13 protein-coding genes are annotated in these 12,994 nt (G+C 67.5%); 6 read left to right on the top strand and 7 right to left on the bottom strand.

All coding sequences use genetic code 11. The features are described from left to right. Positions 1 to 11 precede the first annotated feature (11 nt). On the bottom strand, positions 12 to 464 hold the full coding sequence (locus DTA22_RS14135; RefSeq protein WP_037242979.1) for an Lrp/AsnC family transcriptional regulator: 453 nt from the start codon (positions 462 to 464) through the stop codon (positions 12 to 14). A gap of 122 nt (positions 465 to 586) precedes the next feature. Here DTA22_RS14135 and DTA22_RS14140 point away from each other — a divergent pair, with 122 nt between their 5' ends. Further along, positions 587 to 1,219 (top strand): LysE family translocator, encoded by a 633-nt coding sequence (locus DTA22_RS14140; RefSeq protein WP_322789949.1) that lies wholly within the window; start codon positions 587 to 589, stop codon positions 1,217 to 1,219. A gap of 20 nt (positions 1,220 to 1,239) precedes the next feature. On the opposite strand, the gene DTA22_RS14145 is transcribed toward DTA22_RS14140, so the two are convergent. Genes DTA22_RS14145 through DTA22_RS14155 form a run of 3 tightly spaced genes read right to left on the bottom strand, consistent with a single transcriptional unit; the run spans position 1,240 to position 4,694 of the window. Beyond that, positions 1,240 to 2,241, bottom strand: a complete 1,002-nt coding sequence (locus tag DTA22_RS14145) for an MBL fold metallo-hydrolase (protein WP_218027706.1) — start codon at positions 2,239 to 2,241, stop codon at positions 1,240 to 1,242. Next, a complete protein-coding gene (locus tag DTA22_RS14150) occupies positions 2,238 to 3,020 on the bottom strand; it encodes an enoyl-CoA hydratase/isomerase family protein (RefSeq protein ID WP_037242977.1) in 783 nt (260 codons plus the stop codon). Before DTA22_RS14150 ends, DTA22_RS14145 begins: the two co-directional genes overlap by 4 nt. 57 nt (positions 3,021 to 3,077) lie before the next feature. Next, the gene (locus DTA22_RS14155; protein ID WP_037242975.1) at positions 3,078 to 4,694 is read right to left on the bottom strand and encodes an AMP-binding protein; all 1,617 of its coding nucleotides are present in this window, start codon (positions 4,692 to 4,694) and stop codon (positions 3,078 to 3,080) included. Between the two features lie 168 nt (positions 4,695 to 4,862). Between DTA22_RS14155 and DTA22_RS14160 the strand changes: the two genes are divergently transcribed. The 4 genes from DTA22_RS14160 (at position 4,863) to DTA22_RS14175 (ending at position 9,107) form a co-directional block, all read left to right on the top strand. Further along, a complete protein-coding gene (locus DTA22_RS14160) occupies positions 4,863 to 5,717 on the top strand; it encodes a helix-turn-helix transcriptional regulator (protein WP_112300340.1) in 855 nt (284 codons plus the stop codon). A gap of 171 nt (positions 5,718 to 5,888) precedes the next feature. Continuing rightward, entirely contained in the window at positions 5,889 to 7,250 is a 1,362-nt protein-coding gene (locus DTA22_RS14165) for an MFS transporter (protein ID WP_112299816.1), read from the top strand. A gap of 27 nt (positions 7,251 to 7,277) precedes the next feature. Next, positions 7,278 to 8,099 (top strand): amidohydrolase family protein, encoded by an 822-nt coding sequence (locus DTA22_RS14170; RefSeq protein ID WP_112300341.1) that lies wholly within the window; start codon positions 7,278 to 7,280, stop codon positions 8,097 to 8,099. Between the two features lie 27 nt (positions 8,100 to 8,126). After that, positions 8,127 to 9,107 carry an NAD(P)H-dependent flavin oxidoreductase gene (locus tag DTA22_RS14175; RefSeq protein WP_112299817.1) on the top strand — a complete coding sequence of 327 codons (981 nt, stop codon included), beginning with the start codon at positions 8,127 to 8,129 and terminating at the stop codon, positions 9,105 to 9,107. Between the two features lie 31 nt (positions 9,108 to 9,138). On the opposite strand, the gene DTA22_RS14180 is transcribed toward DTA22_RS14175, so the two are convergent. The 3 genes from DTA22_RS14180 to DTA22_RS14190 are packed head-to-tail and all read right to left on the bottom strand — an operon-like array spanning position 9,139 to position 12,304. After that, positions 9,139 to 9,900, bottom strand: coding sequence for an SDR family NAD(P)-dependent oxidoreductase (locus tag DTA22_RS14180; protein ID WP_037242969.1), 762 nt, complete (start codon positions 9,898 to 9,900; stop codon positions 9,139 to 9,141). Between the two features lie 46 nt (positions 9,901 to 9,946). Next, positions 9,947 to 11,128, bottom strand: a complete 1,182-nt coding sequence (locus DTA22_RS14185) for an acetyl-CoA C-acetyltransferase (RefSeq protein WP_112299818.1) — start codon at positions 11,126 to 11,128, stop codon at positions 9,947 to 9,949. Positions 11,129 to 11,161: 33 nt separating this feature from the next. Next, a complete protein-coding gene (locus DTA22_RS14190; RefSeq protein ID WP_112299819.1) occupies positions 11,162 to 12,304 on the bottom strand; it encodes an acyl-CoA dehydrogenase family protein in 1,143 nt (380 codons plus the stop codon). Positions 12,305 to 12,405: 101 nt separating this feature from the next. On the opposite strand from DTA22_RS14190, the gene DTA22_RS14195 reads away from it, so the two are divergent. After that, on the top strand, positions 12,406 to 12,990 hold the full coding sequence (locus tag DTA22_RS14195) for a TetR/AcrR family transcriptional regulator (RefSeq protein ID WP_037242963.1): 585 nt from the start codon (positions 12,406 to 12,408) through the stop codon (positions 12,988 to 12,990). Positions 12,991 to 12,994 lie beyond the last annotated feature (4 nt).

Raw genomic sequence — 12,994 nt, forward strand, 5'->3', positions numbered from 1 at the left:
TGATCGATCCCTCAGAGAGGCAAGGGTCGATTGTCGGCCACGCTCTTCATGACGAGGGTGGAGCTGAGGCGCTGGACGCCGGGGAGGGTGGCGAGGCTTTCGTCGTAAAGCGTCTGGAAGCCGGGTAGGTCGCGGGTGATGACCCGCAGGAGGTAGTCGGGGTCGCCGAACAATCGTTGAGCCTGCAGGACATGGGGAATGGCGGCGACGGCCTGTTCGAATTCCTCGATGGTGTCGCGGTCGGCGGCACGCATGGTGACGAAGACGAGCGCCTCGAAGGTGAGGCCCAGTGCGCGGGCGTCGAGTTGTGCGCGGTAACCGCTGATCGCGCCGGAGCTCTCCAGTGCGCGCAGGCGGCGGTGGCAGGGCGAGATGCTGAGTCGGACTCGATCGGCGAGTTCGGTGAGGGTGAGTCGACCATCTTGCTGGAGCTCGGCAAGAATTTTCCTGTCTACGTTATCCATGTGGAAGATTTTCCCCCATCACGGTGGTGTTCAGGGAATCTTTGGCAACGTTTTCTCCCCCGTTCTTTCTAATCTTTCTTATCGGGACCGCCGGGCGTTCTGGTGTTCGGAGAGTGTGAAGGATGAGTGAGATCATGGCGATCGGTACCGTTGCTGCGTTCTGGGCGGTGTCTTTTCTGTTCGTGCTGACGCCGGGGGCGGATTGGGCGTACGCGATCGCGGCGGGGCTGCGGCATCGCACCGTGGTGCCCGCGGTGGGTGGACTGTTGACGGGCCATGTGGCGATGACTGTGGTGGTGGCCGCCGGCGTCGCGTCGTTGGTGGCCCGCTCGCCGTTGGTACTGACCGCGTTGACGGCGGTCGGGGCGGCGTACCTGGTGTGGCTCGGGATCGCGATGCTCGCAAACCCCGTGGCGCTGCCGCAGGCAGGGGCGGAACAGGCGTCGGAATCGTGGGTTCGGCAGGCGGTCAAAGGACTGGGAATCAGTGGACTGAACCCGAAGGTGTTTCTGCTGTTTCTGGCGCTGCTGCCGCAGTTCACCGACGCGGGCGCGCGGTGGCCGCTCGCGCTGCAGATTGTGCTGTTGGGTTTGGTGCACACGGCCAGCTGCGCGGTCGTCTACACGGGGGTGGGGACCGGGGCGCGGGTGGTGCTGCGGGCACGACCAGCCGCGGCGCGGGTGGTGACCTGGGTGTCGGGGGCGGCGATGATCGTGATCGGTGTAGTGCTGCTGTTCGAGCGCGTGGCCGGATAGCCTCGGCGACAGCGGTATGTTCACAGGCCTCGCCGGCCTGCCGGCGCCGGCCAGGCCCGAGGGAACGGAGCCTGCAGCGTTTCCGGCATGACCGGGCTGTATTCGGCGGCCGCGTGAAGTCGGTTGTCCCGAACCACGACGGCGCCGCTGCGGATCATGGTGTCGATCAGTTCGGCGGCCAGGGTTTCGGGTGTCCTGCGCAGCAGCGCGGCCGCGTCGACGAGCCACGCACGCGCGAGCAGGTGGGACTCGACCTCGTCGGCGGAGATGCCGCCGCGAATCATCAACGCGAAGGCGAATATTCGCCGGGCGCCGTACCATATTGCGCCGTCCGGGTCGTCGACGAGACGCCGGCCGCGACGCAGTGCGGCAGCGAATGCGGCGGTGGGTTCGGCGGGAATCGGGCCGTGGGCGGGTAACAGAACCCGCGGCTCGAGGTCGGCCAGTCGTTGCAGCGAGGCGACAGCGGTAGTCGCGGCGTCAGGCCCGTCGAGGGCGAGGTTGACCCAGCCGACGTCGTAGTCGGACAGCGCATCTCCGACCACCAGTAGTCGCTCCTCGGGTTGCCACAACGCCACGTGGCCGGGAGTGTGGCCCGGCGTGTGGAGGACCTCCCAGTCGGCGTCACCGAGCCGGAGTAGTTGCCCGTCGTCGAGCGGCTCGTCGACGGTATAGGGGGCAACCGGCTGGTCGAGGTACTCCGCTGCACAGCAGCCCGGGTCACGTCGGGCGATGGCGTCGGCGTCCGGGGCGCCGGCCGCGATGCCGGCGCCCCCCGCCTGCAGTAGACCGTTGCCGCCGACGTGGTCGGCGTGCCAGTGCGTGTTCACGACCCGGGTGAGGTTGCCGCTGTGCGCGCGCACCCATTCGGCTGTCCGCTGCGCGTGCCCGACGAAGCCGCTGTCGACGAGCGCCGGTTCCCGCCCGTCGATCAGCAGCAGGTTGGCATCGGGAAACGGCCGCTGCCGCCAGATCACCCAGTCCGGCAACCGTTCATCCGCGCCGCTGTCCACCCCGCTCACCACTCCGCGGGGCGGCCCTTGAGCTGTTCCCAGTACCGGCGGTGGGCGCGCCGGGACGGCTCGCTCGTCATGCCTGCGGCCAGCTCGTTCCGGTCCAGTGGGTCGGAGAGGTCCGCGATGTCGCGCAGGGCTGCGGCCTGCAGGGCCCGCTTGGTGTAGGCGTAGTTCTCGATGCAGTCCTCGGGGGTCGACTCGGCGATGGCGACGGCCCGATCGAGTAGTTCCTCCGCCGGCACCAGTTCGTGCACGATGCCCATGGAGTACGCCTCGTCCGAGGTGAAGATCTCGCCCTGCAAGCAGGTGCGCGACGCCACGGGTTCTCCCCAGGCGTAGGCCAGCATCCGCAGATACACCGCGGGCATCGGGATTCCGATCGGCACCTCGTTGATCCCGAATCGGGCGCCGTCGGGGACGGCGACGCGGCGATCACACACGGCGGCGGTGATCAGGCCCCCGGCGAACGCGTGCCCGTTCACCGCGGCCACCGTCGGCCGCGGATAGGTGAACAGCCGCATGTTCGTCGCCCGGTAGTCCTGGAACCAGGACGCGACCGCCTCGGTGTCCCCGGCGAAGAGCGGAAAGTGTTCTCCGAGATCGAGTCCGGCCGAGAATCGGGTACCAGTCCCGGTCAGCACCACCGGGGACTGCGGGTGGTCGCGTTCGAGTCGGTCGAACGCGTCGTGCAGGTCGGCGAAGAATGCGCGGTTCTGCGCGTTGACCGGGTTGGTGTTCATCGTCACCACGGCGACGCGACCACGCCGTTCGATTGTCCAGCTCATGCAAATTCCTCCGTACAGATTGTCGTGAATGTGGTTCGAGTATGGGCGTGTTCGGGCCTACAGCCCGAGGATCTGAAGGGCTTGTTCCCGCATCTCCACCTTGCGGACCTTGCCGCTGACGGTCATGGGGAACTGGTCGACGCAGTGCACGTAGCGCGGGACCTTGAAATGCGCGATTCTGCCCTTACAGAACTCCCGCAGGCTCGACGCGTCGATCTTCTCGGCTCCCTCGCGCAGCCGCAGCCAGACCATCAGCTCTTCCCCGTACTTGGAGTCGGGTACCCCGATCACCTGCGCGTCCAGGATGTCGGGATGGGTGTAGAGGAACTCCTCGATCTCCCGCGGGTAGATGTTCTCCCCACCGCGGATCACCATGTCCTTGATGCGCCCGGTGATGGCGACGAACCCGTCCTCGTCCATGACCGCGAGGTCGCCGCTGTGGATCCAGCCGTCGGCGTCGATGGCCTTGGTGGTCCTCTCGGGTTCGTTCCAGTAACCGAGCATCACCGAGTAGCCCCGGATACACAATTCACCGGACCGCCCCCGTGGCACGGTCTCGCCGGTTGCAGGATCGACGACCTTGACCTCCACGTGGGGGTGGGCGCGGCCGACGGTGGACACCCGACGGTCCAGGGAGTCGTCCACCCAGGTCTGTGTGGAGGCAGGGGATGTCTCGGTCATTCCGTAGGCGATTGCCACCTCCGGTACCCACTGGGTGACCTGCTTCATGATCTCCACCGGGCACGGTGAGCCCGCCATCGCGCCGGTGCGGACCGACGACAGGTCGTAGGACGCGAAATTCGGGACATCGAGCATGCTGATGAACATCGTCGGAACCCCGTACACCGAGGTGCACTGCTCGTGCGCACAGGCTGTCAGCGTGGCGACCGGGTCGAACGACGGTGACGGAATGACGACACACGCGCCGTGCGTGCTGGCCCCGAGGTTGCCCATGACCATGCCGAAGCAGTGGTAGAACGGCACCGGCACGCAGATCCGGTCCTGCTCGGTGTAGCCGAGCAACTCGCCGACGAAGAACCCGTTGTTGAGGATGTTGCGGTGCGAGAGAGTGACGCCCTTCGGGAAACCGGTGGTCCCCGACGTGTACTGGATGTTGATCGGGTCGTCCGGTGACAGGCCCGCCTGCACTGCGGTGAGCCGTTCCGATGAGGCCTGATCTCCGCGGATCAGCAATGAATCCCACTCGTCGCTGCCGAAAATTATCACCCGATCGAGGCCCGGGCAGCGGGGCGAAACCTCAGTGACCATCGCCTCGTAGTCGGAGGTCTTGAACGACGGGACCGCGAACACCAGCCGGATCCCAGACTGGGTGAGGACGTACTCGAGTTCGTGGGAGCGGTATGCGGGATTGAGGGTCACCAGGATGGCACCCACCTTCGCCGCGGCGAACTGCACCAGCACCCATTCAGGACAGTTCGGGGCCCAGATCGCAACCCTGTCTCCGGGGACGATCCCCTCTTCGAGCAGGGCAGAAGCCAGCGCATCGACGTCGGCGCGGAGGCCGGCGTACGTCCACCGCCGGCCCGTGGGAACGTCGACCACAGCCTCGCGCTCGGGAAATCTCGCGGCGGTCCGGTCGAAGTTGTCGCCGATCGTCATCTCCAGCAGCGCCCGCTCGGTCGGACCGACGCTATGACTCAGCCTGGTGTTCATGTGTGTTCCTCCGTTCTGGGAGGAATGTGACCTGTGAAACGAACGGAGCGGGACCCCCGAAGGTAGGTCGGGGAATGTCGTACCCACCTTCGTGGGTACGACGTTGCCACGGTGTGACGACACTCACTAGCCTCGGCATCAGATGTTTAGTTGGAGGCCGACGTGACCATGTCATTCGAAACCGATACGCCGATCGAACGGCGCATCCTCGCGCGCTCGCTGGAAACTCTCCGCAAGCACGCCGGTATGGACATGGTGTTCGGTGGGCCGGTGCATCACGGGGCAGCGGCGATGGAGATCACCGACCTGACCGGGGTCCGCACTCGCTCGGCGGTGAACCTGATCGTTCGCAACGGCGAGGGACTCGGCGGCAAGGCCCTGATGCTCGCGCGACCGGTGTCGGTGGCCGACTATTTCACGGCGCAAGGCATCACCCACGTCTACGACCACGCCGTGCGACCGGAGGCGATCGAGACCCTGGCCGCGCTTCCGATCATCGTCGACCGTGTACCCCGGATCCTCGTCTACCTGGCGGCCCGAACCCACGTGCGCTTGGGCGACCGCTGGTTCGACAGCTTCACACCGCTGGTCCGTCGGCTGGAGCGCGACATCGCGGTCGAGGACGAGGTACGGCGGCGGCTGAGCTTGATGCGAAACAACACCGATTCCGACCGGATGGTGCTCAGCCGAGCCGACCTGCACGATATCGCCGAGGAACTGACGGACCTGGCCGGCCAGATCGAGGACGACACCCTGCGCGCACGGGTCGAGGCCGTCGGGAACCGGTTCGCACCCGTCCCGACGCCGGCCGGATCCCAGGATCCACCGACCTTGCTCCGGCCCCGCGAGATCGACGTGCTCGAACACGTGGCGCGTGGTCTGAGCAACCGCGAGGTCGCCGAGGCCCTCGGCTTGCTGCCCAACACGGTGAAGTCCTACCTCAAGAGCGCCATGCGCAAACTGCACGCGACCAACCGTGTGCAGGCGATCCTCGCAGCCCGCGAGCGCGGTTTCCTCCGCTGACCCTGCCGCGATGCGGGCGTGGCGCAGCGTGGACCGTACCCCCGAAAGTAGCTGTCCCGGTATGCAACCCACTTAGGAGGGTGTTGCGCTGGGTGTAACGGCGCTCACACTGCTCGTCGTACTCAGTCCTCCGCCAGCGGGCGGACGGGCCCACCGAGCAGGAGATCTCAGATGTCCCGAACCGTCGATCCGGTGAAAAACCCACCGACCACCCCGATGCGTCGCGTCGCCATAGCAAGCTGCACCGGCACCACCATCGAGTTCTACGACTTCTTCATCTACGGCACCGCGGCGGCACTGGTCTTCCCGAAGGTCTTCTTCCCCGCCCTCGGTACGGCCGCCGGCACCGTCGCCTCCTTCGCCACGTTCGCCGTCGCGTTCGTCGCCCGCCCCCTCGGCGCCGCGATCTTCGGCCATTTCGGTGATCGGATCGGCCGCAAGAAGACCCTGGTCAGCACACTGCTGCTCATGGGGATCAGCACCGTCCTCATCGGACTCCTGCCCGGCGCCGGCACGATCGGCGTGGCCGCACCACTTGCCCTGATCGCGCTTCGGATCGCGCAGGGCCTCGCCGTCGGCGGTGAATGGGCCGGGGCAACCCTGCTGGCCACCGAATACGCCCCCACCGGCAAACGGGGCCTGTACGCGGTGTTCCCGCAACTGGGGCCCTCACTGGCCTTCGCGTTGTCCAACGGCACCTTCCTTGCGGTCAACCTCTTCGTCGGCGAGACCTCGCAGGCGTTCCTCGACTACGGCTGGCGGATTCCCTTCATCGCCAGCGCCCTCCTCGTGCTGATCGGCCTCTATGTCCGGCTGAAGGTGGAGGAGACCCCGATGTTCGCCCGGCAGGCCACCCGGGCCCGCCGCGCCGGTGCGGGGCCGCTCCTCGGAGTCTTCAAGAGCCAGCCCCGCGAGTTGCTCGTCGCCGCCGGATCCTTGGCGATGATGTTCGCGTTCTTCTACATCGGCACCGCGTACCTCACGTCGTACGGCACCGCCACCCTTGGTCTCAGCCGCACCACAGTGCTCTCCCTCGGCCTGATCGCCGCCGCCGTCTTCTGTGCCGCGATCATCCTGTCCGCCATCTACTCCGACCGAATCGGCCGCCGCAAGATGGTGCTCGCCTCCTGCCTCGTGGCGATCCCCGGCGGGCTGGTGCTCTTCCCCCTCCTCGACACCGGCTCCCCGCTCGCGTTCCTCGCCGGCCTGGCCCTCGCCCTGGTCATCATGGGCGTCTCCTACGGGCCTGCCGGGGCACTGCTGCCGGAGATGTTCCACACCGAATACCGCTACACCGGCGCGGGCATGGCCTACGCCATCGCCGGAGTCATCGGCGGCGGTACCGCACCCATGCTCGCCGCGGAACTGACCTCCCGATACGGCAGCACCGCGGTCGGGTGGATGCTCGCCGGCTTCGGCCTCCTCAGCTTCGCCTGCGCGCTCGCCCTGCCCGAAACTCGGCACCGCGACATGGAAGAGATCGGAACCGGGGACGTCAGCCGAGCGTCCCGTCCGGTTGCCGAAACCGCTTGAGAAGAAGGCACTTCGAGAGTCAATATGATGACCGACACGATCGATTCCTGGATGCAACACCCGACCCGGCGATGGCTCGACATGCCGTTCCTGGACTCCCTGCGACGCTGGTCGAAGGGAACCATCCCCGATGCCGAACCGCCGGTGTCGTGGACGCTCGACCGCATGGACGAAGCCGGCGTCGACCTGGGCCTGCTCAGCGCCTGGCACGGCCCCACGGGACCGCTGATCAGCAACGACGAGGTCGGGGACATCGTCAAACGGCACCCGGACCGCTTCGTCATGGTCGCCTCGGTCAACCTCCACCAGCCGATGGAAGCAGTCCGGGAACTGCGCCGGTCTGTCGAGGAATTCGGTGCCTGCGCACTGCGGATCCTGCCGTGGCTGTGGGACCTGCCGCCGGACGACCGCCGGTACTACCCGCTGTACGCGGCGTGCTGCGACCTCGACATCGCCTTCTGCACCCAGATCGGCCACACCGGCCCGCTGTGCCCCTCCGAACCCGGGCGTCCGATTCCGTATCTCGATCGCGTGGCACTCGAATTCCCCGAACTACGGATCATCGCCGGTCACATCGGCGTGCCGTGGACAGGTGAAGCGATTTCTCTGGCCACGAAGTACCCGAACGTCTACATCGATACCTCCGCGTACAAGACGTCCCGTTATCCGGCGGAGATTGTCGATTACCTTCGCGGGCACGGCCGGCACAAGGTGCTGTTCGGTTCCAACCACCCCGCCTGGCCGGCACCCGACTGCCTCGCGGGGTTGGACAAACTCGAACTCGACGAGCCGACCCGCACAGCATTCCTGCGCGACAACGCAATCCGTGCGTTCAAACTCCCTTCCTGACCGACAACGCAACAGCTAGGAAAGCACATGTTCACCAACACCTTCACCGAGACCTTCGGGATCGAGCACCCCATCGTGTGCGGCGGCATGACCGCCGTCGGCACCGCGGATCTGATCAGCGCCGTGGCCAACGCCGGGGCACTCGGATTCCTCACCGCCCTGACCCAGCCCACGCCCGAGGCATTGGTCAAGGAGATCGCCCGCTGCCGCGACCTCACCGACAAGCCGTTCGGGGTCAATCTGACGATCCTGCCGACCATCCAGCCGGTGCCCTACGACGAATACCGCGACGCCATCGTCGACAGCGGCATCCGGATTGTCGAAACCGCAGGCGGCAACCCTGGGCCGCACCTACCCACCTTCAGGGCGGCCGGTGTGAAGGTGATCCACAAGGCGGTCTCGGTGAGGCACGCCCTCAAAGCGCAGCAAGTCGGGGTCGACGCCGTCAGCATCGACGGCTTCGAGTGCGCCGGGCACCCCGGCGAGGACGACGTCCCCGGGCTCGTGCTGATCCCCGCCGCGGCCCGGGCACTGTCGATCCCGATCATCGCCAGCGGCGGAATCGCCACCGGCGCCGGACTCGTCGCCGCCCTCGCGCTCGGCGCATCCGCGGTCAACATGGGTACCCGTTTCATGGCGACCACCGAGGCGCCCATCCACCACAACGTCAAACAACAGATCGTCGATAACACCGAACGCGACACCGTCATCGTCTTCCGCGAGTTCCACAACTCCGCCCGCGTTGCCCGCAACTCGGTCTCCGAAGAAATCGCGACCCTCTCCCGCGAACCGGGTGCGACCTTCGACGACATCGCCCATTTGGCCAGCGGCGCCCGCGGCCGCGAGCAGGTGTACGGCAACGGTGACGTCGAAGGCGGCATGTGGTGGGCCGGTCAGGCCCAGGGCCTGATCGACGACATCGGCAGCTGCGAGGAGGTGGTCGGCTCGATCCTCACCGAGGCTCGGCAGATCATCACCCGCACACTGCCCGATCAGATCACCCGCTGACTCGGTGCCGCCGGCAGCAACCGCCGGTCGCCTACCTGGGACCCATGCGGATGGCTCCGTCGAGGCGGATGGTTTCGCCGTTGAGCATGGCGTTGTCGATGATGTGCGCGGCGAGGGCGGCGTATTCGGTGGCCTTGCCGAGCCGGGAGGGGTGCGGCACCTGCTGTCCGAGGGACTTCTGCGCCTCCTCGGGGAGCCCGGCCATCATGGGCGTTTCGAAGATTCCGGGTGCGATGGTGACGACGCGGATGAGGTGGCGGGCCAGTTCGCGGGCGATCGGCAGTGTCATCGCCGCGACGCCGCCCTTGGATGCCGCGTAGGCGGGCTGGCCGATCTGGCCGTCGAACGCGGCGACGGAGGCGGTGTCGATGATGACGCCGCGTTCCCCGTCGACGGGTTCGGTCTGGGCGATCTTCTCCGCGGCGAGGCGCAGGACGTTGAAGGTGCCGACGAGGTTGATACGGACGACGCGTTCGAAGTCCGCGAGGGGAAGGGCGCCCGCCTTGCCGAGAACCTTGCCGGGCGTGGCGATTCCCGCGCAGTTGACCAGCACGCGGAGGTCGCCGAGCGACGCGGCGAAGTCGATCGCGGACGTGACGTCACCGGCGGAGGTGACGTCGGCGGCCGTGAAGTAGGCGCCCTTCCCGATCTCCTTGGCGGCCACTTCCCCGTCGGACGACGGGAGGTCGAGCAGCACGACCTGGGCGCCGCGCTCGTGCAGGGCACGGGCGGTGGCGTTCCCGAGCCCGGATGCTCCGCCGGTGACGACAGCGACGGCTCCATCGATCTTCACAAAGTTCTCCTCGAATGTGGTTGCGGCAGTGATAGGAAAGGGGGAGTCAGGGGACGCGCAGGATCAGGGCGTCGCCCTGTCCGCCGCCGCCGCAGAGGGCGACGGCGCCGGTGCCGCCGCCGCGGCGCTGCAGTTCGAGCGCGAGGTGCAGGGTGATGCGGGCGCCGGACATGCCGATCGGATGACCGAGGGCGATGGCACCGCCGTTGACGTTGACCCGGTCGGGGTCGACACCCAGTTCGCGGGTGGAGGCGATCCCGACCGCGGCGAACGCCTCGTTGATCTCGATCAGATCCAGCTCCGAGGCCGAGATACCTTCTGCATCACAGGCTTTCGTGATGGCGCCGGACGGCTGGAGCTGCAGACCCGAATCCGGTCCGGCGACCATGCCGTGCTCGCCGATCTCGGCCAGCCAGGTCAGTCCCTCGGCCTCGGCGCGCTCCTTGCTCATCACCACGACGGCGCAGGCGCCGTCGTTGATCGTCGACGCGTTCCCCGCGGTGACGGTGCCGCCGTCCCGGAACGCGCCGCGCAACCGCGCCAGCGTTTCGGCGGTGGTGTCGGGGCGGATGCCCTCGTCGCGGCGCAGCCAGGTGCTCTCACCCTTGCGGGCGGGGATCTCGACCGGGACGACCTCGTCGTCGAAGATCCCGTTGTCCCAGGCCTTGGCGGCCAACTGGTGCGAGCGGGCAGCGAACGCGTCCTGGTCTTCGCGGGCGATGACGTCCCTGTCGTTGCCGGCCTCGGTGAGCAGCCCCATCGGCTGATCGGTGAATGCGTCGTGCAGACCGTCGAGGGCCATGTGGTCGACGAGGGTGACGTCGCCGTACTTGAAACCGCTGCGTGAACCGGGCAGCAGGTGCGGTGCCTGGCTCATCGACTCCATGCCGCCGGCGACGATCACGTCGAACGCGCCGGACCGGATGAACTGATCGGCGAGGATGATCGACTCGACCCCGGACAGGCACACCTTGTTGATGTTCAGCGACGGGGTGCTCATCGGGATGCCGGCCTTCGCGGCGGCCTGACGGGCGGGCATCTGCCCGGCGCCGGCGGTGAGGACCTGCCCCATGATGACGTACTGCACCCGGTCCGGGGCGACACCGGCCTTGCCGAGCGCCGCCTCGATGGCAATGGCGCCGAGGTCGGCGCCGGAGAAACCGGCGAGAGAACCCTGCAGACGGCCGATCGGGGTACGGGCGCCGGCGACGATCACGGAGGTGGGCATGAGGCGAAGAGCCTTTCTCGGGTGGTGGGTGCGTCAGTTCGCGGCGAGGGTGCGGCTGATGACCAGGCGCTGAATCTGGTTGGTGCCCTCGAAGATCTGCGTGATCTTCGCTTCCCGCATGTACCGCTCGACGCGGAAGTCGCGGGTGTAGCCGTAGCCGCCGAGCACCTGGACGGCGTCGGTGGTGACCTTCATGGCGGCGTCGGTGGCAACGAGCTTGGCGACGGACGCGTTTCGCGAGTACGGCAGGCCGGCGTCGCGGCGGCGGGCCGCGTCGATGTAGGTGGCGCGCGCGGAGTCGACGGCGGCGGCCATGTCGGCGAGCAGGAAGCCGAGGCCCTGGTGGTCGATGATCTTCTTCCCGAACGCGGTCCGCTCCTGGGCGTAGGCGACGGCCTCGTCGAGGGCGGCCTGCGCGAGACCGACGGCGACCGCGGCGATGCCCAGCCGGCCGGAATCGAGTGCGCTGAACGCGATCTGCAGACCCTGACCCTCTGCGCCGATCCGTCGTTCCGCGGGCACGAAGGCGTCGTCGTAGTGCGCGGACGTCGTCGGCACGGCGTGCAGGCCCATCTTCTCCTCGGGCTTGCCGAACGTCAGTCCCTCGGTGCCCTTCGGGACCAGGAAGCAGGAGATTCCCTTCGATCCCTCACCGGTGCGGGCGAAGAGGTTGTAGAAATCGGCGATGCCGCCGTGGGTGATCCATGCCTTTGCGCCGTTGACGACGTACCCGCCGTCGGTCGCGGTGGCCTTGCAGGTCAGTGCAGCGGCATCGGACCCGGCCTGCGGCTCGGACAGGCTGTAGGCGCCGACGGTGTTGCCGCCCAGCATCTCCGGGAGCCACTGCTGCTTCTGCTCGTCGGTGCCGAACGCCATCAGCGGGTGGCAGGCGAGGCTGTGGACGCTGACCGCCACCGCGACGGAGGCCCAGCGGGCGGCGATCTCCTCGAGCACCTGCAGGTACACCTCGTAGGGCTGTGCGCCGCCGCCCCACTCCTCCGGGTACGGCAGGCTCAGCAGTCCGGCCTCGCCGAGGGTGGCGAACACCCCTTCGGGGTAGGTCTCCGCCTTCTCGTGCTCGTCGACGATCGGCGTCAGGACCTTGTCGGCGACGTCCCGCGTGAGCTGGATCAGGTCACGGGCTTCGTCAGTAGGCAGCAAGCGATCGACGGCCACGGTTTCTCCTCGAGAAGGCTACGGAAAACAGTACTGGATTACGCCCCAGGGTACTGATTGCGAAATAGTACTGCAAGGCATCGCCCAGTACTATTTCTGTCATGGAGCAGCCCACCCGAACCGGTTTCGCCACCCGACGGCGCACCCAGCTCTTCGACGCCCTCGTCGACCTCATCCTGGTCGAGGGGTTCGCCCACCTGACGCTCGACGAGATCGCGAACCGGCTGCGCTGTTCGAAGTCGACGCTGTACACCCTCGCCGGCAGCAAAGAACAGCTGGTCCGGGCCGCCACGGTGCACTTCTTCCGCCGCGCGACCGAGGACGTCGAGTCTCACATCGAGCCGATCACCGGGGCCCGTGCGCGGATCACCGCCTATCTGTCGGCCGTGGGCAACGCCCTCTCCGCCGCATCCGACCAGTTCATGGCCGACCTCGACGCCTTCCCGCCGGCCCGGGAGGTGTACGAACGGAACACCCAGTTCGCCGCCGCGCGGGTCCAGGAGCTGATCACCGAAGGTGTCGCCGGCGGGGACTTCCGCGACGTGCACGCCGCGTTCGCCGCCGATCTCGCCGCCACCATGATGGTCCGCATCCAGCAGCGCGGGGTCCGCGACAGCACCGGACTCGACGACGCGCACGCCTACGCGGAACTCGCGGCCATCCTCACCGGCGGCATCAGCGCCTGAACCG

Origin of the sequence: Rhodococcus wratislaviensis, assembly GCF_900455735.1 — a bacterium.
GTDB classification, from domain to species: Bacteria; Actinomycetota; Actinomycetes; order Mycobacteriales; family Mycobacteriaceae; genus Rhodococcus_F; species Rhodococcus_F wratislaviensis.

Coding starts and splice junctions, on each gene's coding strand:
- DTA22_RS14170 (WP_112300341.1), top strand. CDS start 7,278: ATGACCGACACGATCGATTCCTGGATGCAACACCCGACCCGGCGATGG.
- DTA22_RS14165 (WP_112299816.1), top strand. CDS start 5,889: ATGTCCCGAACCGTCGATCCGGTGAAAAACCCACCGACCACCCCGATG.
- DTA22_RS14160 (WP_112300340.1), top strand. CDS start 4,863: ATGTCATTCGAAACCGATACGCCGATCGAACGGCGCATCCTCGCGCGC.
- DTA22_RS14175 (WP_112299817.1), top strand. CDS start 8,127: ATGTTCACCAACACCTTCACCGAGACCTTCGGGATCGAGCACCCCATC.
- DTA22_RS14195 (WP_037242963.1), top strand. CDS start 12,406: ATGGAGCAGCCCACCCGAACCGGTTTCGCCACCCGACGGCGCACCCAG.
- DTA22_RS14185 (WP_112299818.1), bottom strand. CDS start 11,128: ATGCCCACCTCCGTGATCGTCGCCGGCGCCCGTACCCCGATCGGCCGT.
- DTA22_RS14140 (WP_322789949.1), top strand. CDS start 587: ATGAGTGAGATCATGGCGATCGGTACCGTTGCTGCGTTCTGGGCGGTG.
- DTA22_RS14155 (WP_037242975.1), bottom strand. CDS start 4,694: ATGAACACCAGGCTGAGTCATAGCGTCGGTCCGACCGAGCGGGCGCTG.
- DTA22_RS14150 (WP_037242977.1), bottom strand. CDS start 3,020: ATGAGCTGGACAATCGAACGGCGTGGTCGCGTCGCCGTGGTGACGATG.
- DTA22_RS14135 (WP_037242979.1), bottom strand. CDS start 464: ATGGATAACGTAGACAGGAAAATTCTTGCCGAGCTCCAGCAAGATGGT.